Below are 23,935 nucleotides of genomic sequence, written 5' to 3'. Positions count from 1 at the left end.
CCCTCCCTCTCAAAGGGGGGAAGTCGAAGGACCTGATAAGAAAAAGGCCGCTCAGTGGGCGGCCTTTTTGTTGGTCACGTCATGGTCTTGGGTGGTGTGCGTTTGGCGGTGCGGCGGGGCTTGTGGGTTTCGCCCGGCTTGGTGGCCGGTTCGCGGGGCGCCTCGGTGGCCGGCGGTATATGCGGGACCGGTTCGGTGGCCGGGGTGATGTATTCATCCGCCTCGGCGAAGTCACGTTCCTCGCCTTCCTCGGCCAGATCGCGGATGGCGTCGCGCACTTCATCGAGCAGCGAGGCGGAATAGCGCGAGCGCTGCACGGTGTCGCCGGTGTTCTCGTGGCTCTTGAACCAGACCAGCAGAGCCTCGCAGCCGATGCGCAGGCCGACCAGCGAGAGCAGGCCGAAGACGAGGATTTCGAGCAGGCCCCAGAGGCCGTCGCCAAAGCCGGTGCCGAAGCGGAAGAAGAAGTGGCTGATGGCCCAGAGCAGGATGCTGGCCAGGCCCAGTGCATAGAAGATGGGGACCAGTTTCGGCGACAGGATCGAATCGAGGCGGAACAGGGTCTGGCGCGTCAGCAGGCGCTTGAGATCGTCCAGGGTCATTTCAGGCTCCTCGAATCCTAGGTCTGATTGGCAAATTGGTCGGCTGGGGCCGCAATGGCAAGGCTGGTCGGCCCGAAAAGCGCCTCGAAGCGGGCGCGCAGCACCGAATCGACCTCGGGCAGGGTCAGCAGCAGGCCCAGATCCTCGAAGGAGGTGACGCCCTGGTCGGTGATGCCGCAGGGGACGATGCCGTCATAATGGGACAGATCGGGCGACACATTGAGCGAAATGCCGTGGAAGGTGACCCATTTGCGGACCCGCACGCCGATGGCAGCGATCTTGTCCTCGCGGGCAAGGCCTTTGTCGGGGCGGGGTACCCAGACGCCGACGCGGCCCTCGCGGCGCTCGCCGCTAATATTGTGGGCGTCGAGCGTGTCGATGACCCATTGTTCGAGCCCCTGGACGAGGCAGCGGATGTCGCGGCCGCGCTTTGTCAGGTCGAGCATGACATAGGCCACGCGCTGGCCGGGGCCGTGATAGGTGTATTGCCCGCCGCGCCCGGCCGGATAGACCGGAAAGCGCGGGTTGAGCAGGTCTTCGGGGCGCGCCGAGGTGCCAGAGGTATAAAGCGGCGGGTGTTCGAGCAGCCAGACCGCCTCGGGCGCTTCGCCGGCAGCGATGGCGGCGACGCGCGCATCCATCATTGCGAGCGCCGTTTCGTAGTCGAGCGGCGCCTCGAAAATCCGCCACTCCACCGGCTGAGCGTCCGCACGATGCAGTTTCGCGCCGATTTGGCACGCCTCGTTCACGTCTGTTAACACTTCCATAACCAGCCCTGGCCGAATTTGAGGGGGATACGAATCCGTGGCGCATGGCGCCGGACCCGGGACCCATCCTTATCTATGAACACCCTGGACAATATTGAAGTCGATATCACGGTCGAACTGGGCGCGACCACCGTGCCTATCCACCACATGCTGCGCATGGGGCGCGGCGCGGTGATCGAACTGGATGCGACCGAGCACGATCCGCTGCGCATCTATGCCAACAACACGCTGATCGCCAAGGGCGAGGTCAATGTGGAAGAGGGGCATTTGCGGGTCTTCGTCACCGAGAAGGTGCTGCGTTTCGGATAGGGGCACAGAGCCGGTTTGCCGGCCTGATGGTGACATCTCCACAGGGACGGGAAAATTCCCGATTATCCGCTTGTGGTTATCCAAGAGCTTTGCTACACCCCCACTCGCTTCGGGGCCCCGGCACCGAAGCTTCTACCACACTCGTGCGGTCGTGGCGGAATTGGTAGACGCGCAGCGTTGAGGTCGCTGTGCCGCGAGGCGTGGAAGTTCGAGTCTTCTCGACCGCACCAGTCATCTTCGGGATGACAAAACAAGAAGCTGCCGCAAGGCGGCTTTTTTGTTGTCTGGCTGCTAAAGCGGGGTTTGCTGATGTTGCAGCAGCCGCCATCCCTCTCCGGTTTCGAAATAGGTCGAGGTGCAAAGCGCCTCATAGGGCGCAGAATTTGGGCGTTGAGCGCTGGCGCGATAGGCGAGTGACAGGACGCCGGGGGCGGGACGGGCCTCGGCGCGGTCCGACATCGATACGGATTGCCAGCGCGGCGCGTGCCGCAGACTTTCCACGATTTCCGCGTTTCGCATGATGCCCATGGGCGCAAAGACCATTAGGCAATCGTCGGCCATGATACGCTCGAAGGCATCGGCGCCTTCAAGCCACAAGGCCTCTTCGGTCGTCCAGAGACTGTTCATGCCACATTCTCCCGTTTCGGGACGAACACAGGTGGTGGCTGTTCGGTTCCGGGATCAGGCGTTGACCCTGTCACGCACCTCCACCTTAGGCACCCTGAACCCCATGGCGATCCAGGCAGCGAGGAGCTTTGCGTAAAAACCGGCGGTGACCATGCCGCCCGAGGGCAGGGAATCATCGAGGGTGGTGCCTTCGGGAACATCGCCGGTCTGGGTGCGAATCTCCATCTGTGGGCGCTGGGCTTCTGGCCAGAGGCCGGCGAAGAGGCTGAGCCAGTGGCCGCCCTGGAATTCGGTGAAGACCGGCGTGTTGCAGCAGATGGTGACGACGCGGCGCGTGGGAGCCGAATCGTTCAAACGGAATTCGGCGAGATTGGCGGTGCCGTCGGGGAAGCGGACACGATCCTTGCGATAGAGGATGTAAGGCACGCCGCCGCTTGCATCGGTCAGCGGAAAGGCCGGGGGCAGGGCGGAAAGGCGTTGCGCGGCCGTGCGGCACGACGTGCAGTGGCATTCGGCGGTAATCAGCGGCGCGCCCGTTACCTCGATGTGGAACTGGCCGCATTGGCAGGCGAGGGTGGTGGTTTGCACCATGGTCGGCTTTCCCTTTCGTCAGGTGTCGATGCTCTGGTGACGTGCGGGCATTGCTGGTTTCGACACGATGGCGGCGATTGCCGGACCCGGCAAGGCCGGGCGCGCGATGTTCAAACGAACCTTGTCCACAAGCAAAGCGCGCCGTCATCGAACGGTCACCGAACCTTCAAGTGAACGTCAAGCAGGCTCACTAGAGGGAGCGGGCAGGCCGATGCCCCAGCGGGATGGCGGCTTGTGCGCCCAAGGTTTCGGTTTGTTTCGGACGGTTTCGTCTCTCCGTTGCCGGCGCTCACACCAAAACAGGTCTGGCTGGAGCCGGGCGCCCCGTTTCGGGTTCGCGCCGGCCCATTGGGAGACAAAGATGAAGACTTTGAACCGCGTGGGCCTTGCTGCCCTTTCGCTGATGCTTTCCACGTCGGTGGCCTTTGCCGCGACCGAAGTGACCTGGTGGCACGCCATGGGTGGCGAACTGGGCACCAAGCTCGAGGAAATCGTCGCCGGCTACAATGCCAGCCAGTCCGACTATGTCGTGACCCCGGTCTACAAGGGCTCCTATGCCGAGACCATGACCGCCGCCATCGCCGCCTTCCGCGCCGGTGAGCAGCCGGAAATCGTGCAGGTCTTCGAAGTGGGCACCGGCACGATGATGGCCGCCAAGGGCGCTGTCTATCCGGTCTACCAGCTGATGGCCGACATGGGCGCCGAATTCAATCCGGCCGACTACCTGCCGACCGTCGTCGGCTACTACACCGACACCGAGGGCAACATGCTCTCCATGCCGTTCAACTCCTCGACCCCGATCCTCTACTATAACAAGACCGCCTTCGAGAAAGCCGGCCTTCACCCGAACACCCCGCCGGCCACCTGGGAAGACCTGGAAGCCTATTCGCGCAAGATCATGGAATCGGGCGCGGCCAGCTGCGGCTTCACCACCGGCTGGATTTCCTGGGCGCAGTTGGAAAACTTCTCGGCCTGGCACAACCAGCCCATCGGCACGCTCGAAAACGGCTTTGGCGGCCTCGACACCGAGCTGACCGTCAACGGCCCGCTGCAGGTCAAGCACTGGGAAAACCTCAAGAAGTGGCAGGACGAGGGCGTGTTCTCGTATGGCGGCCCGGGTGGCGGCGCTGACGCTCCGGCCACGTTCTATACGGGCGAATGCGCCATGTACATGAACTCCTCGGCCTCGCGCGCCGGCGTGCTGGCCAATGCCAAGGACTTCGAGGTCGGCTTCGGCATGCTGCCGCACTATGCCGATGTGCAGCCGCAGAACTCGATCATCGGCGGCGCCACGCTGTGGGTGCTGCAGGGTGCGGACGAGGCCCAGTACAAGGGTGTCGCCGACTTCTTCACCTACCTGTCCTCGCCCGAAGTGCAGGCGGGCTGGCACCAGTTCTCCGGCTATCTGCCGATCACCCAGGCTGCCTATGAGCTGGGCCAGAGCCAGGGCTATTACGAAGCCAATCCGGGCTCGGACGTGGCCATCAAGCAGATGACCCTCAATCCGCCGACCGAGAACTCCAAGGGCCTGCGTTTCGGCAATTACGTGCAGATCCGCGACGTGATCGACCAGGAATTCCAGGCGCTGCTGTCGGGCGACAAGTCGGCCCAGCAGGCTCTCGATGACCTCGTCAGCCGCGGCAACCAGATGCTGCGCGACTTCCAGGCCGCCAACCAGTAAGGCGCCTCACAAATGATCGGGCAGGGCTGCGATGCGGCCCTGCCCATTTGTCTCATCGGGGACCTAAACGTTCCCGCGGATCGGGTCGATGGATACCAAACGCACAGTCTTTCCCGCCAAGGGGCTGCCCTATTTGCTGGTGGCGCCGCAGCTGATCATCACGCTTCTGTTTTTCATCTGGCCGGCCGGCCAGGCGGTCAAATCGTCCTTTGAACGGGAAGACCCGTTCGGCCTGTCGACCAGCTTCGTGGGCCTGCTGCACTATGCGCGGCTGTTCCAGGAACCGGCCTATCTGGCCTCGATCGGTCGCACGGCAGTGTTCGCCCTTGCGGTAACTGCGGTGTCGATGGGCCTGGCGCTGATCCTGGCCGTGGCGGTGAGCCGGCTGGTCCGTTCGGCGACCGCCTATTCGACCATGCTGCTCTGGCCCTATGCGGTCTCGCCGGTGGTGGCGGGCATATTGTGGTGGTTCCTGTTCAATTCCTCCACCGGCATCCTGCCCTATATGCTGAGCTTTTTCGGCGTCGACTGGGACCACCAGCTCAACGGCACGCATGCGATGATCCTGATCATCGTGGCGGCGAGCTGGAAACAGATTTCCTACAATTTCCTGTTCTTTCTCGCGGGTTTGCAGTCGGTTCCTCAATCGCTCAACGAGGCGGCGGCGATCGACGGGGCAGGGCCGTTCAAGCGCTTCTGGACCATCGTGTTCCCGCTGCTCTCGCCGACCACCTTCTTCCTGATGATCGTCAATCTCAATTACACCATGTTCGACACCTTCGGCGTGATCGATGCCACCACGGCCGGCGGGCCGAACCAGGCCACCAATACGCTAGTCTACAAGGTTTATACCGATGGCTATATCGGGCTCAATCTCGGCTCGAGCTCGGCCCAGTCCGTCATCCTGATGCTGTTCGTCATCGTGCTCACCGTCATCCAGTTCCGCTACGTGGAACGCCGGGTGCAGTATTAGGAGGGCCGGAACAATGGTCGAAAATCGTCCCTGGCTGACTTTCCTCACCCATGCCGTGCTGATCCTCGGCGTGATCATCGTGGTCTTCCCGGTTTATGTGGCGCTCATCGCCTCCACCCATGGCCCCTTCGCCATGGGCTCGGGCCGCATGCCCCTGCTGCCCGGGGACCAGCTCTGGGCCAATGTGGTCGAGGTGGTGACCGAGACCCGCCGCGGCGTGGCCCCGTTCTGGCTGATGGCGTGGAATTCGCTCTGGATGGCGGTGATCATCACGGTGGGCAAGATCGCCATTTCCATCATCTCGGCCTATGCCATCGTCTATTTCCGCTTTCCGGGGCGGGTGCTGGCCTTCTGGCTGATCTTCATCACCCTGATGCTGCCGGTCGAGGTGCGCATCATCCCCACCTTCGCGGTGGTGGCCAATCTGGGGCTGCTCAATTCCTATCTGGGCCTGACCATCCCGCTGATCGCCTCGGCGACTGCGACCTTCCTGTTCAGGCAGTTCTTCATGACCATTCCGGATGAGCTGATGGAAGCCGCCCGCGTCGATGGGGCCGGGCCGATGAAGTTCTTCCGCGATATCCTGCTGCCCCTGAGCCGTACCAATATCGCCGCGCTCTGCGTCATCCTCTTCATCTATGGCTGGATGCAATATCTCTGGCCGCTGCTGGTGACCACCGATCCCAATTATTACACGCTGATGATGGGCGTGAAGCGCATGGCGGCCGTTCAGGATGCCGACCCGCAGTGGAACATCATCATGGCGGCCGTGGTCATGGCCATGCTGCCCCCCATCCTCATCGTCATCTTCATGCAGCGCCTGTTCGTCAAAGGCCTGGTCGAAACGGAGAAATAAGAACAATGGCAAGCATCGACCTGAAACAAGTCCGCAAGGTCTATCCCGGCAATGTCACGGCGATCCACGCGCTCGACCTGTCCATCGAGGATGGGGAGCTGGTGGTGCTGGTGGGGCCGTCGGGCTGCGGCAAGTCCACTTTGCTGCGCATGATCGCCGGGCTCGAGACCATTACCGATGGCACGATTTCCATCGGTTCGGACGTGGTGAACCGCAAGGAGCCGGCGGAGCGAGACATCGCCATGGTGTTTCAGAACTACGCGCTCTACCCGCATATGAGCGTGCGGCAGAACCTGGAATATGGTCTCAAGAATCGCGGCACGCCGCGCGACGAGATCGACCGGCGGGTGACCGAAGCGGCGCGGGTGCTCGAGATCACGCCCTTTCTTGATCGCAAGCCGCGCCAGCTGTCGGGCGGGCAGCGGCAGCGCGTGGCCATGGGCCGTGCCATTGTGCGCCAGCCCAAGGCGTTTTTGTTCGACGAACCGCTTTCCAATCTCGATGCCAAGCTGCGCGGGCAGATGCGCATCGAAATCCGCCGGCTGCAGCGGAGCCTCAAGACCACCAGCGTCTATGTGACCCATGATCAGCTCGAAGCCATGACCCTGGCGGACCGGCTGGTGGTGATGAATGGCGGGCGCATCGAGCAGGTCGGAAGGCCGATCGAGCTCTATGACCGGCCGGCTTCGCTGTTCGTGGCCGGCTTCATCGGCTCGCCGCCGATGAACCTGATCCCGGTGGAAACGCTGGCGAAAGCGGCGGCTTCGGCGCTGCCCGCATTGCCGGCCGGCACCGATATTATCGGCATTCGTCCCGACCAGGTCGTGATGGACGGCGGCGAGGGCATCGCCCTCAGCGGGACTGTGGAGCTGATCGAGCCGGTGGGTGGTGAAAGCCATCTCTATGTGCGGGTCGAGGGCATCGAGCAGGCCCTGGTCGCCGTGCAGCAGGGCCGGGCCAGCGTGGGCGAGGCCGATCAGGTCGCGTTTGTGCTGCCGCTGGCGGCGCTGCACGGCTTCAACCGCGAGAGCGGGCTGCGGGTCGATCTGCGCTAGTCGACGTCCCTTTTGAGCCTGTCCGGCGCCACATATTCCCAGGCGTCGTGCAGGCGCAGGGACAGTTCCTCATCGGCAATGCGGCCCAGATCGATCAGCATGGTGTCGCGCCCCACATGCTGCTCGGTCTCGAAATAGAGATCGGGCGAGATGTCCATCAGCAGCACTTTCTGGTGACGGGGACAGGCCAGGACCAGGGTGACCGGGTCGTGGATGATCGCAAAGGGGGTGTCACCGATTGCCAGCGCCGGGGCACCATCCACGGCAGATTGGGTGACATCGGGCAGTCCGCGCTCGGTCACAAGGCGGACCAGCCGGGCAAAGGCGGGTTTGCGGTCGTTGGTCTCGGTCATTGGCGCGCCCTCCGGCTGGAGAAAAAGCCTCATCGCCACTCTGGCGCACAGGCCGACGATTGGCTACATGCTTGTCTTGCCCCTGAAACCCCCAGGACACGCAAAGGGCTCCCGATGAGCGACGATTTTGATATGCCGCCCGGCCACGACACCGGGAATGACATCGACGTGTTCCGCGATGCGGAAGGCCGGATCAGTGCGCTCTGGCTGGAGCGGTTGCGCGCCTTCATCGATGCGGGCCGGGGCGAAGACGTCGCGCTGGTCATGGAGCCTCTGCATCATTCCGATGTCGGCGATGTGCTCGAGCAGCTCGACGCCGAGGAGCGCCTCGCCCTGGTGCGGGCGCTGGGAGACAAGTTCGACTTCTCGGCCCTGACCGAGGTGGACGAGAGCATCCGTCTCGACATCATGGAAGCGCTGCCCAATGCCGACATTGCGCGCGGCGTGGCGGAACTCGACAATGACGATGCCGTCTTCCTGCTCGAGGATCTCGAACAGGAAGACCGGGACGAGATTCTCCAGGCGCTGCCCACCTTCGAGCGGTTGTCGCTGAAGCGAAGCCTCGATTTTCCCGAGGAATCGGCCGGGCGGCGCATGCAGACCGATTTCATTGCCATTCCGCCCTTCTGGACGGTGGGGCAGGTGATCGACTATCTGCGCTCCGAAAAGGACCTGCCGGACGAATTCTACCAGCTCTATGTGGTCGATGCCGCCTATAAGGTGCTGGGCACGCTGCCACTGGACCGGTTTCTGCGCGCGCCGCGCGCGACCAAGATCGACAGCATCATGAACACCAATCTGGTGCTGGTCAAAGCCGACGAGGACCAGGAGGAAGCGGCGCGCAGCTTCGAGCGCTATGACCTTGTCGAGGTCGGCGTGATCGATGAAAGCGAGCGCCTGGTCGGCGTGCTGACCATCGACGACATCGTGGACGTGATTCACGAGGAAGCGGACGAGGACATCAAGCTGCTCGCCGGCGTGGGCGACGAGGACGTGTCGGACACCACGGTGGACACGGTGCGCAGCCGCGTGCCCTGGCTGGTGGTGAACCTGTTCACGGCGGTCATGGTCAGCTTCGTCATCGGCCTGTTCAACGCCACAATCGAGCAGATGGTGGCGCTGGCCGTGCTGATGCCCATCGTCGCCTCGATGGGCGGCAATGCCGGGGCGCAGACCATGACGGTGACCGTCCGCGCGCTGGCGATGCGCGAACTCGATGGCGGACGTCTCCGGCGGCTCATTCGCCGCGAGATGGTGGTGGGGGTGGTCAATGGCGTCATCTTCGCCATCCTGATCGGGATCGTGACCGCGGTCCGCTATGGCAATGTGCAGCTCGGCATCGTCATCGGGCTCGCCATGGTGATCAACATGATCGTGGCCGGGACCTTCGGAATTCTTATTCCACTGACCCTGGACCGGCTGAAGGCGGACCCGGCGATCGCCTCGGCGGTGTTCGTGACCACTGTCACCGATATCATTGGTTTCTTTGCCTTTTTGGGCATTGCCGGGCTCTGGTTCGGTCTGTTCTGAGGGGGCGCGGCGCAATTTCCACAGCTGTGGAGTGTTGCAGTTTGGTCGCTTGCTTCCCATCTGCCGGACAGCTAACGATTCATTACCGGCGCAAGAGGTGCTTCGTTTCCGCACAAGGAAACAGGCAATGAGGGCCGGTGTGGACGACTGACAAGGAGCGATCTATGCGCAGTCAAACCAAGACCAATGCCTGGCAGACCATGAGCTGGGCGCTGGTATGCCTCGTATCCCTGGGGCTGGTTTTCTCCGTGGTTGCTGGTGTGTAGAAACACACTGGAGTTTTTCACTACAGAAGGTTTAAACGAAGGGCGCCCGGCCACTGGGCGCCCTTCTTTCTTGGAACGAGGCCAGTGTGATGAAGCTTCTGATCGGGAACCGGAACTATTCGACGTGGTCCCTGCGGCCCTGGCTGGTGCTGCGGCATTTCGAGATCCCGTTCGAGGACGAAGTGCTGCAATTGTCGGGTCCGGGCTGGCGGGAAAACCTGGCTGCCCGCTCGCCCACCGGCAAGGTGCCGGTGCTGATCGATGGCGACCTGGTGGTGCCCGAGACCATCGCCATCTTCGAATTTCTGGCGGACAGTTTTCCCGACAGGGCCATCTGGCCGAAGGACCGAGCCGACCGGGCGCTGGCGCGCGCTGCGGCCGCGGAAATGCATGCCGGCTTTGCTGGGCTGCGCAGCCACGCGCCGATGAATTTGCGCGCCACCCATCCGGGCAAGGTGGATCTCGACGCCGTGCGCAAGGATCTGCACCGGGTCGAAACGCTCTGGGGCGGGCTGCTGACGCGTTCGGGCGGGCCCTATCTGTTCGGCGCGTTCTCGGCCGCCGACGCCATGTTCGCGCCGCTGGCAACGCGGCTGCGGACCTATGACCTGCCCGTCTCGGACGTGGCGCAACGCTATGTCGAGGCGATCTACGCCCTTCCGGCCTTCCAGGACTGGCTCGCACAGGCCCTGCAGGAACCCTGGATTGTCGACGATGACGAGATCGACGTGATCCAGGGGCGGGTGGCGCCGGGAACCCTGGCATGATCCATATGGTGAAGCTCTGCGTTGGCGTGGCCAGCGTGGAGGAACTGGAGAGCTATCGCGACGAACGGGCTCACTGGTGGGGCGCGGACTATGGCGAGGACGTGCATGTGCACCGCACGCGCATGATGCCCAAGCGCGGCGCCGAGATGGAGGGCCAGGCCTCGATCTACTGGGTCATGTCCGGCACGATCTGCTGCCGGCAGCCTATCCTGCGGCTGGCGCCCTATACCGATGCCGAGGGCAAGGATTATTGCGACATCATCATGTCGCCCGAGATCGTGCGGACCGTGCCCTATCCCAAGCGGCCCTTCCAGGGCTGGCGCTATCTGCGGCCCGAGGATGCGCCGCCGGACATGGACGCGGGCGGCAATGACAATTCGGCGGAGATCGCGGCCGAGCTGGCGCGGATGGGGCTGATCTAGCTTCGAGGCGTTCCTAAGGACAAATCGCTCCAGTGGAGCGATTTGAGCCGAGAAGGCCATGAGAGCTGTGCTCGAATGGCGGTATCGCCGCCGAGGTCAACCAATACACGGTTCTGCCCTCGGACTTGATCCGAGGGCCATTCGGAACATGCTCAGACGTGGCGAGAGGCCCTCGGGTCGAGCCCGAGGGCGGAATGGTGGGTGGGGCGTTCAGGCGCAGGCCGACACATCGTACACCCCTCATCCGCCCGTCGGGCACCTTCTCCCACAAGGGGAGAAGGGGAGTTCTGTGGGGCAACTAGACCGTGATCACTCCGCCGCCTTCACGAAAAGCGGGTGGCGGTCCATGACTTCCTTGAGGTAGTGCCCGGTATGGGCGGATCGCCCTCGGACTTGATCCGAGGGTCATTCGTAACATGCGCTGACGTGGCTAGGGGCCCTCGGGTCGAGCCCGAGGGCGGAATGGTGGGTGGGGCGTTCAGGCGCAGGCCGACACATCGTACACCCCTCATCCGCCCTTTGGGCACCTTCTCCCACAAGGGGAGAAGGGGAGTTCAGTGGGGCAACCAGACCGTGATCACTCCGCCGCCTTCACGAAATGCGGGCGGCGGTCCATGACTTCCTTGAGGTAGTGCCCGGTATGGGAGCGCTTGTTCTCCGCGACCTCTTCGGGCGTGCCCACCGCCACGATCTCGCCGCCGCCATCGCCGCCTTCGGGGCCGAGATCGATGATCCAGTCGGCGGTCTTGATGACCTCGAGATTATGCTCGATGACCACGACCGTATTGCCGCCCTCGACCAGCTCGTGCAGCACCTCAAGCAGCTTGGCGACGTCGTGGAAGTGCAGGCCCGTCGTCGGCTCGTCGAGCATGTAGAGCGTGCGGCCGGTGGCGCGCTTGGAGAGTTCCTTACTGAGCTTGACGCGCTGGGCCTCGCCGCCCGAGAGCGTCGTCGCCGGCTGGCCGATCTTGACGTAGCCCAGGCCCACGCGCTGCAGCGTCGCGAACTTGTCGCGGATGGTGGGCACGGCCGAGAAGAACTCGACGCCTTCGTCGATGGTCATGTCGAGCACGTCGGAGATCGACTTGCCCTTGAACTGGACCTCCAGCGTCTCGCGATTGTAGCGCTTGCCCTTGCAGACGTCACAGGTGACGTACACGTCGGGCAGGAAGTGCATCTCGATCTTGAGGACGCCATCGCCCTCGCATTTCTCGCAGCGGCCGCCCTTGACGTTGAAGCTGAAGCGGCCCGGGCCATAGCCGCGGGTCTTGGCTTCCGGCAGGCCGGCAAACCATTCGCGCAGCGGCGTGAAGGCGCCGGTATAGGTCGCCGGGTTGGAGCGCGGGGTACGGCCGATCGGCGACTGGTCGATGTCGATGACCTTGTCGAGGAATTCGAGGCCGGTCAGGCTCTCATGCGGGGCAGGGACCACCCGGGCGCCGTTGAGGCGGCGGGCGATGGCCTGGTACATGGTGTCGATCATCAGCGTGGACTTGCCGCCGCCGGACACGCCGGTGATGGCGACGAACATGCCCAGCGGCACGTCGACCGAAACATTCTTGAGATTGTTGCCGGTCGCGCCCTTGATCGAGAGGGACTTGCCCTTTTTGCCCTCGCGCCGCTCGGCGGGGACGGGAATGCCCATGCGGCCGGAAAGATACTTGCCGGTGAGGGAATCGGGGTGGTCGAGAATGTCCTGCGGCGTGCCCTCGGCGACAATGCGGCCACCATTGACGCCGGCGCCGGGGCCAATGTCGAGTACATAGTCGGCGGTGAGGATGGCGTCCTCGTCATGCTCGACGACGATGACGGTATTGCCCAGGTCGCGCAGGCGCTGCAGTGTTTCGAGGAGCCGCGAATTGTCGCGCTGGTGCAGGCCGATGGAGGGCTCGTCGAGCACGTAGAGCACGCCCGTCAGGCCCGAGCCGATCTGGCTGGCGAGACGAATGCGCTGGCTCTCGCCGCCCGACAGAGTGCCGGAATTGCGCGACATGGAGAGATACTCGAGCCCCACATCATTGAGAAATTTCAGGCGCTCGCGGATTTCCTTGAGGATGCGCTCGCCGATCTGGCTCTGGGTGGGCGTCAGCTTGGCCGAGAGGTCGTTGAACCATTGCGACGCATTGCGGATCGACATGTCGGTGACCTGGCCGACATGGAGATTGTCGATCTTGACCGCCAGCGCTTCGGGCTTGAGGCGATAGCCGCCACAGGCCACGCAGGGCTTGGCCGACATGTATTTCTCGATCTCCTCGCGCATGCCGGCGCTTTCGGTTTCCTTGTAGCGGCGCTCAAGGTTGCCGATGACGCCTTCGAACGGCTTGGTGGTCTTGTACTGGCGGAGGCCATCGTCATAGACGAAGTTGATCGGCGTCTTGTCGGTGCCATAGAGCACGGCGTGCTGGACCTCGAAGGGCAGTTCGTTCCAGGCGGTGCCGGTCGAGGCGCCGTAGTGCTTTACCACGGCCGACAGGGTCTGCTGGTAATAGGGTGCGCTGGTCTTGGACCAGGGCAGGATGGCGCCATCGCGCAGCGACAGGGTCGGATCGGGGACGATCTGATCGGGGTCGATCTTCTGTTCGGTCCCGAGGCCATCGCAGACCGGGCAGGCGCCGAATGGATTGTTGAACGAGAACAGGCGCGGCTCGATCTCGGCGATGGTGAAGCCGGAGACCGGGCAGGCGAATTTTTCCGAGAAGGTGATCTGTCGGGCTGTGCCGTCCTCGTTCTTCTCGTCGGCAAATTCGATGAGCGCAATGCCTTCGGCGAGCTTGAGCGCGGTCTCGAAGCTTTCGGCCAGGCGGCCCGAGATTTCGTTCGACACAACAAGACGATCCACGACGACTTCAATGTCGTGCTTGAACTTCTTGTCGAGCGCGGGGGCATCCTCGATCTCGTGATATTCGCCATCGATCTTGACGCGCTGGAAGCCCTTGCGCATCAGGTCCGCCAGTTCCTTCTTGAACTCACCCTTGCGACCCCGGGCGATGGGCGCGAGGAGGTAAAGACGGGTGCCCTCGGGCAGTTCGAGCGTGCGATCGACCATCTGGGAGACGGTCTGGCTCTCGATGGGCAGGCCCGTGGCGGGCGAATAGGGTATGCCGACGCGGGCATAGAGCAGGCGCAGATAGTCGTAGATCTCGGTGACGGTGCCGACCGTGGAACGCGGGTTGCGGCTGGTGGTCTTCTGCTCGATGGAAATGGCCGGAGAGAGGCCCTCGATGTGCTCGACATCGGGCTTCTGCATCATCTCGAGAAACTGGCGCGCATAGGCGGAGAGACTCTCCACATAGCGGCGCTGGCCCTCGGCATAGATGGTATCGAAGGCGAGGGAGGATTTGCCGGAGCCGGACAGCCCCGTCATCACGATCAGGCTGTCGCGGGGCAGCTTGACGTCGATGCCCTTCAGATTGTGCTCGCGGGCACCACGCACGACGATTTCGCGGTTGAGGCTGGGCTTGTCAGTCATGTTCGATCCAATTGCTTGTCGCGCCTTGGGGAGGGGCGGGCGGGCAAAAGCCAGGAGATAGGCAGCACGAAGCGTCCAGGCAAGCTGCCCGGTCGCCTGCTGCGCAGTTTTGCGTCACCTTAGCGTGTCCGGGGCGGCTTGCCAAAACAGCATTCTTGTTTGTGAACATAGATAGAACATCCATGGATTCGGTCAAGCACCTGACGACAATGTCAAGCCGTGCCAGGCCGTGAACAACGCAACAAGGACGAACAGGGCTCCAGCGCCGCGCCCGGTCCAGATGGTCGCAGTCGGGCTGCCGACCAGGGCGTCCCGCGTGCGGCTGGCTCCGAGCGCAATGGCACCATAGACAGCGCCCTGGGTCAGGACGGTGATGACGCCGAGGGCCAGGGCCTGCGACCAGATGGGGCCGTATTCGGGCCGCATGAACTGGGGAAAGACGGCCAGCACGAAGAGATAGGCCTTGGGATTGATCAGGCAGGTGATGGCCCCCTGGCGGAAGGCCACCCAGGAGGACCGCGCGTGCGACCGGGACACGCCGCCCACGGTGATGGTGCTGCGCAGCAGCGTATAGCCGATCCACCCCATATAGAGGGCGCCCGCCAGGATCATGGCCTGGAACAGCAGCACCGGCAGTTGCGAGAGCACGCCGACCGCCAGCGCACCGAATAGCGTGTGCACGGCGCCGCCGAGCATGATCCCGCCCAGGGCGGCCATGCCGAGCCCCTGGCCGCCGGTCAGGGCATTGGCCAGCACATAGAACATGTCCATGCCCGGCACGACGACAATGCCGAAGACCAGAATGGCGTAGAGCCAGAGGGCCTGTGTGTAGTCCATCGCGGGGTTCCTCGTTTCCCCCATCGATTGGAGCAGGGCTGCTGACAGTGCGTGTCAGGATCGCGACAGGCTTGACAAGCGCCTCACAAAATAGAACATAAAGGGAACAACAAGTGCCGAGACCCTGTGCAGAACCGCAATTGCCACGTGTGTGGCGGCGGGAAAGGTCTATGGTGCGGCATCCGGGTTCAGGCCGCGCTCCGGACGGCAGCAACGACCCACGAGAGAAAGCGTCCCGCGACCGGGCAGACCGGGACTGAATTGGAAGGATATGCGCCATGGCTGGCAGCGTGAACAAGGTCATTCTGGTGGGCAATCTGGGCAATGACCCGGAAGTGCGGAACCTGCCGAGCGGCGGCAAGGTGGTCAATCTGTCGGTTGCGACGTCGGAACGCTGGCGCGACCGCAATAGCGGCGAGCAGCGCGAAAAGACCGAGTGGCACCGCGTGGTGATCTTCTCGGAAGGTCTGGCGCGCGTGGCCGAGCAGTATCTGAAGAAGGGGTCGAAGGTCTATCTCGAGGGCCAGCTGCAGACCCGCAAGTGGCAGGACCAGTCCGGCCAGGATAAGTATTCCACCGAGGTGGTGCTGCAGAACTTCAACTCGTCCATGGTGCTGCTCGATGGCCGTGGCGAGGGTGCCGGCGATAGCGGTGGCTATGGCGGCGGTGACAATGGCGGCTTCCGCGGCGTGCGCGACAATTCCGGCGGCGGTGGCGGACGGCGCCCCTCCGCCAATGCCCCGGCCTTCGAGCCGGGCGGCATGGACGACGACATCCCGTTCTGAAAGCAGGAAAGCCCCGGAAAGACCGGGGCTTTTTTCTGGCTCAGTCTCTTTTTTCTGGCTCAGTCTGCGGCCCGGATCATCCGGGTGAGGGTGCCATCGCGGCGGATGAACTGGTTGTAGAGGGCGCCCAGCGCGTGCAGCCCGATAAGCACGATCAGGATCGGCTTGGACAGGGCGTGGATGTCGCCGACATCCGCGAGGCCGTAATAGGCAACCAGGCCGCTGATCGGAACGGTGAGCAGGACAATGTAGAGAAGCCAGTGCACGGCGCTGGCGGCAAATTCCTGGAGAGGATGGGTGGCGCCGGAATGGGCGGGCGCGCCCAGAACCACCCGCATGCCGAGCCGGCCCAGCATGGCGATCATGATGCCGATGCCGAGCCAGTAGTGCAGGGCGCCCAGCGCCGATGTTGCGCTGGAAACCGTCTCGCCCTCCTCGGCGGCCTCGATCACTTCGCTCATGTTTTCAGCAACGAGCAATTGCACGGCCACCAGGATCACGACTGTCCAATGTGTCCAAATCTGCAGCCTGTTATATCCCTGTCGGGTGGATGACATGGCCCTTTTCCTTCATCCTGATGCGCGGCACGTGCGAGGCGCCGGTCCCGAACGGCCGGGACGTATTCAGGATGGCGAACCAACCTTACGGCAAGCTGAAAGCGATCAGGCGGCGGAATATTGACGCCAGGTGTCGCGGCCGGCCGACTTGGCCTGGTAGAGCGCGGTGTCGGCATTGCGGTAGAGGGCGTCGGCGCTCTGGCCGTCGCGCCGGGCCATGCCGACGGAGACGCCGACTCGCCGTGCCTGGCCGGCCAGGTGGAAGGGCTTGCGAAACGCCTCGACGATCCGGATGCACAGGGTGATGTCTTCGGCCTTGGCCTGCCGGTCGATGATGATGGCGAACTCGTCGCCGCCGATGCGGGCGACCAGGGCGCCGGGCGGGCAGCATTCGACCAGGCGCTGACCCGCCTCGACCAGGCAGGCGTCGCCCTGGCTGTGGCCCAGCTCGTCATTGATTGCCTTGAACCGGTCGAGGTCGACCAGCAGCAGGGTGCCCACCGGATTTCGCGTGACAGCGCCATGGATGTCGTCGAGCCGGGCCTGGAACAGGCTGCGGTTGGCGAGCCCGGTCAGGCTGTCGGTCTCGGCCAGGCGCCGCGTGCGTTCGGCGAGCAGCTTCTCCTCGGTGATGTTCTGCTTCATGCCGAAGATCCGGCGAGCGCGGCCGTTCACGCCATCGACGGTTGCCGTAATGCGCATCCAGCGGTGCTTGCCGGTGGCGGTGATGATTTCGACATCGAGGTTGAAATCGCCCAGCCGGGCGATGGCATCGGCCCTCAGGACCTGCATGCGAGCGGCGGATTCCGGGGTGTACATCCTGAGCACCTGGGTCCGGTCGACCAGCGAGCCGCGCGGAAGTTCGAACAGGTCGTAGACGCCGTCGCTCCAGGACAGGGTCTCATCGGGCAGGGTGCAGGACCAGATGCCGATGCGCGCCGTGGCCGAGGCGCGCTCGATCAGTTGCCGGCGGTGGATTTCCGCGCCGCGGCGGCGCTCGATCGCTGCGTGGGCGACCAGTTCGGTGACCCGGGCCAGCAGCAGATTGGCCTCGGCCGCCGGCCGCGGCGCTGAGTCCCAGAGCACCAGCCAATGTGGAGCGTTGCGATAAACGCTGGGGATCGGCACGACGATGAGCATGGAGGCGGCATCGGTCGCGACGCGGCCGGAGAGGCCGAGCATGGCCGGCGTGATCCCTTCGGGCGGTGCCATTCCGTCCATCTCGACCCAATGCAGGCCCTGGGCCACCAGGCCGGCGCCCGCCATGCCGGCACAGTCGCGCAAGCGTCGAAGAAAGGCGCGGCCGGACGCCGCGTCTCCGCCCGCCAGAGGGACGGCGTCATAAGGCAGGTCATCGGGCGCAAAGGGTTGCACAAGCATGCGCGAACCCTAGCAGCGGCTCCTTAAGACATTGTTCTTGCGTCAGAGGGGTCGGCACAAAAAAGACGGCGATATCAGGAGGATACCGCCGCCGAAAACCACATGTGCCGGTCAGCGGGAGAAGGGCACTTCGGCGCGCAAACTGTCACCTGAATCGATATAGACGACCTCAAACACCACCTGGATGGCGTCCCGGTCGAGGTGGATCTGCGCCGTGATGTTGAGATCCTTGCCCTCTTCATCCTGGTCCCGCTCGCGCAGGTTGAAGACCAGGCCCGAGCCACGCTTCTGTCCGACAGCGATTCCGGTGAAGGTGGCGTTGGAGGTCATGGCTGCCTCGAAACGGCGGCTGGCATCCACATAGGCCAGCGTTCCGGCCACCGAGAGATTGGTGCCCGCCAGGGCGCAGCGGCCGCTATAATTGACCTTGTCCTGGTTGCCTTCGCTCAGCGACAGGCGGCAGACCACCGATTCCTCGCTCGCCCCATAGAGCACGCCCCGGCCGCGCCACTCGCCGATATAGGACTTGAGCAACTCGACATCGGCCGGTGCGGCGGCGACGGGCGTAGCACCTGCAATGGCGGAAAACAGGAGACCTGCCAGTGCTGCAGCACGGGTCAGGGGTCCAAGAGTGATCATGGCGCTATGCCTCCAAAAAGCAATACAGGCCCCCCGGCATGTCGTTGCCGGCCAACAATAGCCGTGTTCGGCCGGTCACCCGGCCGGTTCTCGCGAAAGTGATCGCGCCACGCGCTGTCGGGCTGGAATCACCACGGAAACATTAGCTTTTGCCACCGGGGGGCGGCAAGCGGCTCGCTATTTCGCGCCACTCGCGCCCAGCCTTGTATCGGTATCGCCGGTCGGATCATCGGGCGTGGGCACATGGTCGGCGGTCTGCACCCTGATGGAGGTGAGGTTTTCCAGCCAGCGCGACGCCGCCACCAGCAGCGAGGGCAGCATGAACAGGTCCCCCACCAGCGCCAGGGCCAGCGACAGCACGAAGAGGGTGCCGAAGAGGGCCACCTGCGGCAGTTCGGAGAAGGCCACGATAATGGTGCCCGCACACAGGATGACGGTGGTGGCGACGATGGCGCCGCCGATGCGATGCAGCGTGTGGCGCACCGAATCGAGGTGGCTGCGCTGCTCTTCGCGGCGGCCATGCATGTAATGGGACAGCATGTGGATGGTGTCGTTGACCGCGATGCCGAAGGCGATGGTGAGGGCCATGACGGTGGTCAGCTGCAGGCCCGCGCCCGTGGCCCAGAGCCAGGCCTGGGTGCCCAGGATGGGGAACATGTTGGGCACGGCGGAAATCAGCGCCATGCGCAGCGAGCCAAAGGCGAGCCCGATCAGGACGAGGTTGAGCAGGACGCTGGCGGCCAGTGAGATCTGCAGCGAGCGCACGATGTCGTCGGTGGCAAAGGTGGTCAGGACCCTGAAGCCGCCCACTTCAGCATCGGCAATGCCGGCTTCGGCGATCCTGGTTTCGAGCCGCGCCACCATGTCCTTGAGCGCCTGGCTTTCAAGAATGGTGGGCATGAAGCCGGTCACCAGCGCCTGGCTGCCGTCCTCGGTGATGAAGCGCTTGCGCATGAAGGGGCCGACCGCGTCGAACACCTCTTCGCGGCTGAAGCCGGTTTCGGTGTAGTTGGTGAGGCTGGCGGCCGAGATCACCTTGTTCTCGCCCAGTTCGCTCTCGACGATCTCGTGCACCTTGCGGATGGTCTCGAAATCCTCGGCGCCGACATTGGGATCCATCTCCTTGAGCGGGACGCGCACATAGAGCGGCGCCACGCCCCCCACGCCTTCATCAATGCTTTCGGCGGCCGTCAGGGCCCTCGAATCCTTGGCCATGTAGTCCTCGAAGGAAAAGCGTGGCTGGATCAGGAAGAAGGGCACGATCAGGAGGATGGTGAGCAGTATCGAGAGAACGCTGAAGGGACGGCCAAAGCGCATGGCCAGGCCCAGGGCCGCGGGAACCGGGGCATTGAGGGCAAAATTGGGTGCCTTGGGCAGCTTGAAGCCGAGGCGGATCGCCAGCTTGAGCAGCAGCGGCATGACCGTCATCAGGCATACGAACATGATCACGCAACCCGCTGCGCCCGCCAGGGCAAATTCCTGCACGCCCTGGCCGGGCGAGAAATAGAGCGAGGCGAAGGCAACCATGGTGGTCAGCGTGGTCAGGGAGGTGGCGGGGCCGACCAGCTTGAGCGTGGTGTCGACCGCCTTGTTGGGCTCCATGCCGTCCCGCCAATAGGCCAGCCAGTTGAACACGAAGAACATGGATTCTGCGAAGGCCATGACCAGCACCAGCGTGGTGACGATGATGGTGAGGAAGGAGAAGGAGCCAAAGAGCAGCAGCACCGTGCCGATGGACCAGGCAACCGCCACGAAGGGCGTCGCCGCCACCAGGATGGCGCCCCAGAAGGAGCGCAGCGCGAACAGGGCGATGAAGGCGCCCAGGCCAAAGCCATAGACAGTGAACTTGATTTGGTCGTCCACCGCGGCGTTGAGCATTTCCGAGGTCCAGACCGGCGGGCCGGTCAGCTCGATCTGCAGGTCGCTGCCCTGATAATAGGACAGGGTCTCGCGCAGGCTGGCGATCATCGCCTTGGCCCCGTTCTGGTTCACCAGCTCCTGGTTGGGGAACATGATCAGCACCACCCCGGTGAGGTCGGGGGTGATGAGGTTTCGCATCATGGGGTCGTTCTGCTGCAGATCCATCAGCGACATGGCGACTTCATCGGCATTGAGCATGCCCTCGGGCACGGCCGGGACCGAGCCGCCGCTGCCATTGGGCTTGCGCAGGGTAAAGGGCGACATGGTGCCGACGGCGTATTCGTTCAGCTCGAGGTCGAAAGCGAGGCTGCGGACCTCCTCGAGAACGTCCGGATCGACCAGATTAGGGGAATTGACCAGGACATAGATGTCGTTCTCGAAGGTGCCGAAGGTCTTCGAAAGCTTGTCGTAGGCGTCGTAATAATGGCCTGAATGGGCGTAGACCCGCAGCAGGTCCCCATCCACATTGGCGCGCGGTACCTGCCAGAAGCAGATGATGGTGAAGAGCAGGACGGCGACGGAGACAATGCGCGGATAGCGCAGCGTCAGCAGGCCCAGATACTCGAAACCGAAGCCGATTGACCGTCGCGTGGTGAACCAGTCGACAAGTCGCGAAACGACAGAACCCGAAGACACCAGAACCCGACTCCCCCATCCGGCGGCAATTGTGTCGATTTTTGTAGGGGTTTGTCGCGAAGGCGTCCAGCGGCACGAGGGCGTGGCGCGTCTGGGTGGATTGGGCGGGCCCGCGATTTGATGCGGACCCGCTCCGGTTCAGGCCATCAAGGCGGCGCTGTTGTGCTTGAGAAAATCGGCAAGAGCTTGGGGCGCGCGGCCCGAATAGCGTTCGACGACGTCGGTTACCACGCCATGGTGCCCGCTGACGGCGTCGCGCTGGAAGGCGACCAGGGCTTCGGCAAAACCTTCGGGCAGTCCGGCAGCGACCATGCCGCCCTTGAGGTCGGCGGGTGCCAGCGGGATGAGCGCAACCGGCTTGCCGGTCAGCTCGGACACCAGCGTGGCGCGCTCGGTATTGGTGACAGGGGCGGGGCCGGTCACGTCTTCCACGGTCTTCCCTTCGGCCCAAAGCAGTGCCCCGGCGGCGGTGCGGGCCGCGTCGGCGCGGGTGACATAGGCAGTGCCGCGATCGCCGATCAGGCCGAAGAGCTGACCCGAGGCAGCAGCCTGTGGCAGGTCCATAAGGTTGTTTTCGGCATACATGTGATTGCGCAGGATGGTGAAATCGAGCCCCGATGCGGCGATCGCCACTTCGGTCCAGAAGTGCTCGGGATTGAGGCCTGCATCGGCATCGGGCCTGGCTGCCGGGGCGGAGGTATAGACGATGTGCTTGACACCGGCGGCCTTGGCGGCCTCGACGGCGGCGGTCTGCTGGGCAACGCGCCGGCCGATATCGCCGGTCGAGATGATCAGGACACGGTCCACACCGGCAAAGCCCGCTGCCAGGCTCGCGGGATCATCAAAATCGATTCTGCGGGCTTCGACGCCGCGCGCAGTCAGGTCGGCCAGCTTTGCCGGATCGCGCGAGCCGGCAATGACGCGGGTGGCACCACGGGCCAGCAGTTCCTCGACGGCGATGCGGCCGAGATTGCCGGCGGCGCCGGTGACGAGCAGGGGTGAATTGGCAAATTTGGTCACGATGATCTCCAGCGATTGCAGGTCTGACTTTCGATCCGCTCCATTGATATAGGGTCAAATGGAGAGTACGTATCGAAAAGTGAGTGCCTATCTAGGTCAGCCGGAACGGCGTGCAAAGGAGGCACTTTTTCGGTCGAAGATTACCTGGAGGTAAGTGCATGCAGGGCGGTCAGGACGCGGCGGCGATATTCGTGGAGCGCTGGAACGAGGCTGCGAGCTTCAGCCAGACGGGCAATTGTCCGGTGCGCAATGTGCTCGACAAGATCGGGGACAAATGGAGCATGCTGATCGTCATGTATCTGGCGGCGGGACCCAAGCGCTTCAACCAGTTGCATCGGGAGATTCCCGACATTTCCCAGAAGATGCTGACCCAGACGCTGCGGGACCTGCAGCGGGACGGGCTGGTGGCGCGGCAGGTGTTCGACACCAAGCCGCCCTCGGTGGAATATCGGCTCACGGCGCTTGGGCATTCGCTGATCGTGCCCTTTGGACAGCTCATCGCATGGGCCAATGAGAGCATCGACAGCATCCATGCCGCGCGGAAGAGTTTCGACCAGGCCGCCCTGGCCTGATCTGGAAGCGGACAAGGGGCTCTGCTATCGTCACAGCGGGAGGGCACCCCGATGAACCTGCTGCGGCTGCTGCGTGCATTTGTTGTGGTCCTGGTGGTGCTGCTGCTGGCGACCCTGGCAGGCATCTGGGTCTGGGCGCGCCCGGCGGATCCGGACGCCTTCTATCGCTCGGTCGAAGCCACTGCGGTGCCCGGAACGCTGCTGGCCGTCCGGCCCTACACCAAGGATGTGCCTGATGGGGCCAGGGCCTGGCTGATCCTTTATTCAACAACCCGCATCGATGACTCGCCTGCCGTCGCCAGTGCAGTCGTCATGGTCGCTGACAGTGCCAACGGGGCTCTACAACCGGTGGCCTGGGCTCATGGCACGACCGGGATTTTTCCAGGTTGCGCGCCCTCGGTGTTCGCGCCCTTTGCGAATGTGCCGGCTTTGCCAGAACTGCTCGCGGAAGGCTGGGCTTATGTTGCCACGGACTATGTCGGATTGGGGACAGAGGGCAGCCATGCCTATCTGGTCGGCGACGATGCTGCCCGGGCCGTGCTGGATTCCATCCGCGCCGCGACACAGATGCAAGACGTCGAGATCGGTAGCGAAGCGGTGGTCTGGGGCCATTCGCAGGGTGGCAATTCGGCGCTATGGGCCGGTATTCGCGCGCCTGACTACGCCCCGGACATCGACATTCTTGGGACTGCGGCCTTTGCTCCGGCTAGCGATCTCCCCTCGCTTGTCGAAACGGCGCAAGGCGGCATGTTCGGAAAGATCGTCTCGAGCTATCTGATTGCGGCCTATGCCGCTGTCTATGCAGATGTGAGCCACCAAACCTATGTCGGCTGGCCGAGCGCGGGATTGTCGGGCGACATTGCCGGCCGCTGCGTGGGCGGTCTTGAAACTCTGGTTTCGGTCGCCGAAGCAGCGTTATTGCCCGCCGGCGGCATTTTCAGAACCGACCCGCGGCAGGGTGCGCTGGGCGCGCGGCTCAGCCAGAACGTTCCGAAGGGCCCATACGCCATGCCGGTCTTCATCGGGCAGGGGGCGACCGACGATCTGGTGCTGCCGCCGGTGCAGCAGGCTTTCGCGCGGCAGCTGTGCGACACGGGCGTAGCGCTGGATTTTCATGAATATGAAGGCCGTGATCATGTCGGCGTGGTGGCTCCGGATTCTCCGCTCGTTGGCGATCTCATCACCTGGACTCGCGCCCGGTTTGCAGGTGTCGCGCCGACGCCCAATTGCTGATCCCGGATTGGCTGCCTGAACAGAAATCGCAAACATATCTTTGCAAAGAGATGTTTGCGATATAGCGTGGTTGCATCCTTTTCGAGGC

The 23,935-nt window shown here is 63.7% G+C and carries 23 protein-coding genes and 1 tRNA gene; 12 read left to right on the top strand and 12 right to left on the bottom strand.

Annotation, left to right across the window (positions count from 1 at the left end):
- Window positions 1–74: 74 nt before the first annotated feature.
- Window positions 75–602 carry a DUF4282 domain-containing protein gene (locus K1X15_RS09340; RefSeq protein WP_220307179.1) on the bottom strand — a complete coding sequence of 176 codons (528 nt, stop codon included), beginning with the start codon at window positions 600–602 and terminating at the stop codon, window positions 75–77.
- Window positions 603–619: 17 nt separating this feature from the next.
- Window positions 620–1,369: a lipoyl(octanoyl) transferase LipB gene (gene lipB, locus K1X15_RS09335; protein WP_220307178.1), complete on the bottom strand. Its 750-nt coding sequence runs from the start codon at window positions 1,367–1,369 to the stop codon at window positions 620–622.
- A gap of 75 nt (window positions 1,370–1,444) precedes the next feature.
- Here lipB and K1X15_RS09330 point away from each other — a divergent pair, with 75 nt between their 5' ends.
- Both K1X15_RS09330 and K1X15_RS09325 read left to right on the top strand, forming a co-directional pair.
- The gene (locus tag K1X15_RS09330) at window positions 1,445–1,678 is read left to right on the top strand and encodes a FliM/FliN family flagellar motor switch protein (RefSeq protein ID WP_220307177.1); all 234 of its coding nucleotides are present in this window, start codon (window positions 1,445–1,447) and stop codon (window positions 1,676–1,678) included.
- 145 nt (window positions 1,679–1,823) lie between these two features.
- A tRNA-Leu gene (locus K1X15_RS09325) sits at window positions 1,824–1,908 on the top strand.
- Between the two features lie 61 nt (window positions 1,909–1,969).
- Here K1X15_RS09325 and K1X15_RS09320 read toward each other — a convergent pair.
- Entirely contained in the window at window positions 1,970–2,305 is a 336-nt protein-coding gene (locus K1X15_RS09320) for a DUF4440 domain-containing protein (RefSeq protein ID WP_220307176.1), read from the bottom strand.
- Between the two features lie 54 nt (window positions 2,306–2,359).
- Entirely contained in the window at window positions 2,360–2,896 is a 537-nt protein-coding gene (locus K1X15_RS09315; RefSeq protein WP_220307175.1) for a GFA family protein, read from the bottom strand.
- Window positions 2,897–3,257: 361 nt separating this feature from the next.
- On the opposite strand from K1X15_RS09315, the gene ugpB reads away from it, so the two are divergent.
- From ugpB to ugpC, 4 genes are all read left to right on the top strand, one after another.
- Window positions 3,258–4,577 (top strand): sn-glycerol-3-phosphate ABC transporter substrate-binding protein UgpB, encoded by a 1,320-nt coding sequence (ugpB, locus tag K1X15_RS09310; RefSeq protein ID WP_220307174.1) that lies wholly within the window; start codon window positions 3,258–3,260, stop codon window positions 4,575–4,577.
- 88 nt (window positions 4,578–4,665) lie between these two features.
- Window positions 4,666–5,550, top strand: coding sequence for a sn-glycerol-3-phosphate ABC transporter permease UgpA (ugpA, locus tag K1X15_RS09305; protein ID WP_220307173.1), 885 nt, complete (start codon window positions 4,666–4,668; stop codon window positions 5,548–5,550).
- A gap of 13 nt (window positions 5,551–5,563) precedes the next feature.
- Window positions 5,564–6,406, top strand: coding sequence for a sn-glycerol-3-phosphate ABC transporter permease UgpE (gene ugpE / locus K1X15_RS09300; protein ID WP_220307172.1), 843 nt, complete (start codon window positions 5,564–5,566; stop codon window positions 6,404–6,406).
- Between the two features lie 5 nt (window positions 6,407–6,411).
- The gene (gene ugpC / locus K1X15_RS09295) at window positions 6,412–7,461 is read left to right on the top strand and encodes a sn-glycerol-3-phosphate ABC transporter ATP-binding protein UgpC (RefSeq protein WP_220307171.1); all 1,050 of its coding nucleotides are present in this window, start codon (window positions 6,412–6,414) and stop codon (window positions 7,459–7,461) included.
- On the opposite strand, the gene K1X15_RS09290 is transcribed toward ugpC, so the two are convergent.
- Window positions 7,458–7,814: a hypothetical protein gene (locus K1X15_RS09290; protein WP_220307170.1), complete on the bottom strand. Its 357-nt coding sequence runs from the start codon at window positions 7,812–7,814 to the stop codon at window positions 7,458–7,460. The genes ugpC and K1X15_RS09290 overlap by 4 nt on opposite strands.
- A gap of 114 nt (window positions 7,815–7,928) precedes the next feature.
- Here K1X15_RS09290 and mgtE point away from each other — a divergent pair, with 114 nt between their 5' ends.
- The 3 genes from mgtE (at window position 7,929) to K1X15_RS09275 (ending at window position 10,799) form a co-directional block, all read left to right on the top strand.
- The gene (gene mgtE, locus K1X15_RS09285) at window positions 7,929–9,344 is read left to right on the top strand and encodes a magnesium transporter (protein WP_240549703.1); all 1,416 of its coding nucleotides are present in this window, start codon (window positions 7,929–7,931) and stop codon (window positions 9,342–9,344) included.
- A 355-nt stretch (window positions 9,345–9,699) separates the two neighbouring features.
- Window positions 9,700–10,377, top strand: a complete 678-nt coding sequence (locus K1X15_RS09280) for a glutathione S-transferase family protein (protein ID WP_338033496.1) — start codon at window positions 9,700–9,702, stop codon at window positions 10,375–10,377.
- Complete coding sequence (locus tag K1X15_RS09275; RefSeq protein WP_240549702.1) at window positions 10,374–10,799, top strand: DUF1489 family protein; 426 nt, start codon at window positions 10,374–10,376, stop codon at window positions 10,797–10,799. Before K1X15_RS09280 ends, K1X15_RS09275 begins: the two co-directional genes overlap by 4 nt.
- A gap of 577 nt (window positions 10,800–11,376) precedes the next feature.
- Here the strand turns inward: K1X15_RS09275 and uvrA are convergent.
- Together uvrA and K1X15_RS09265 are read right to left on the bottom strand one after the other, a co-directional pair.
- Window positions 11,377–14,268 (bottom strand): excinuclease ABC subunit UvrA, encoded by a 2,892-nt coding sequence (gene uvrA, locus K1X15_RS09270; protein ID WP_220307168.1) that lies wholly within the window; start codon window positions 14,266–14,268, stop codon window positions 11,377–11,379.
- 192 nt (window positions 14,269–14,460) lie between these two features.
- The gene (locus tag K1X15_RS09265; protein ID WP_220307167.1) at window positions 14,461–15,105 is read right to left on the bottom strand and encodes a LysE family translocator; all 645 of its coding nucleotides are present in this window, start codon (window positions 15,103–15,105) and stop codon (window positions 14,461–14,463) included.
- A gap of 278 nt (window positions 15,106–15,383) precedes the next feature.
- Here K1X15_RS09265 and ssb point away from each other — a divergent pair, with 278 nt between their 5' ends.
- Entirely contained in the window at window positions 15,384–15,890 is a 507-nt protein-coding gene (gene ssb / locus K1X15_RS09260) for a single-stranded DNA-binding protein (protein ID WP_220307166.1), read from the top strand.
- 59 nt (window positions 15,891–15,949) lie between these two features.
- On the opposite strand, the gene K1X15_RS09255 is transcribed toward ssb, so the two are convergent.
- The 5 genes from K1X15_RS09255 to K1X15_RS09235 form a co-directional block, all read right to left on the bottom strand.
- Window positions 15,950–16,447 (bottom strand): cytochrome b, encoded by a 498-nt coding sequence (locus K1X15_RS09255; protein WP_220307165.1) that lies wholly within the window; start codon window positions 16,445–16,447, stop codon window positions 15,950–15,952.
- A gap of 105 nt (window positions 16,448–16,552) precedes the next feature.
- Entirely contained in the window at window positions 16,553–17,827 is a 1,275-nt protein-coding gene (locus K1X15_RS09250; RefSeq protein ID WP_220307164.1) for a diguanylate cyclase domain-containing protein, read from the bottom strand.
- Between the two features lie 111 nt (window positions 17,828–17,938).
- Window positions 17,939–18,466 (bottom strand): hypothetical protein, encoded by a 528-nt coding sequence (locus K1X15_RS09245; protein WP_220307163.1) that lies wholly within the window; start codon window positions 18,464–18,466, stop codon window positions 17,939–17,941.
- Window positions 18,467–18,643: 177 nt separating this feature from the next.
- Complete coding sequence (locus K1X15_RS09240) at window positions 18,644–21,022, bottom strand: efflux RND transporter permease subunit (RefSeq protein WP_220307162.1); 2,379 nt, start codon at window positions 21,020–21,022, stop codon at window positions 18,644–18,646.
- 138 nt (window positions 21,023–21,160) lie between these two features.
- Window positions 21,161–22,042 carry an NAD(P)H-binding protein gene (locus tag K1X15_RS09235; protein WP_240549701.1) on the bottom strand — a complete coding sequence of 294 codons (882 nt, stop codon included), beginning with the start codon at window positions 22,040–22,042 and terminating at the stop codon, window positions 21,161–21,163.
- A 158-nt stretch (window positions 22,043–22,200) separates the two neighbouring features.
- Between K1X15_RS09235 and K1X15_RS09230 the strand changes: the two genes are divergently transcribed.
- Together K1X15_RS09230 and K1X15_RS09225 are read left to right on the top strand one after the other, a co-directional pair.
- The gene (locus tag K1X15_RS09230; RefSeq protein WP_220307161.1) at window positions 22,201–22,614 is read left to right on the top strand and encodes a winged helix-turn-helix transcriptional regulator; all 414 of its coding nucleotides are present in this window, start codon (window positions 22,201–22,203) and stop codon (window positions 22,612–22,614) included.
- Between the two features lie 51 nt (window positions 22,615–22,665).
- Window positions 22,666–23,847, top strand: coding sequence for a lipase family protein (locus K1X15_RS09225; protein WP_220307160.1), 1,182 nt, complete (start codon window positions 22,666–22,668; stop codon window positions 23,845–23,847).
- Window positions 23,848–23,935: the final 88 nt, after the last annotated feature.

The organism is Devosia salina, from assembly GCF_019504385.1.
GTDB classification, from domain to species: domain Bacteria; phylum Pseudomonadota; class Alphaproteobacteria; order Rhizobiales; family Devosiaceae; genus Devosia; species Devosia salina.
The sequence above is the reverse complement of the archived record's forward strand: the minus strand, read 5'-3'. Positions and strand labels throughout refer to the sequence as shown.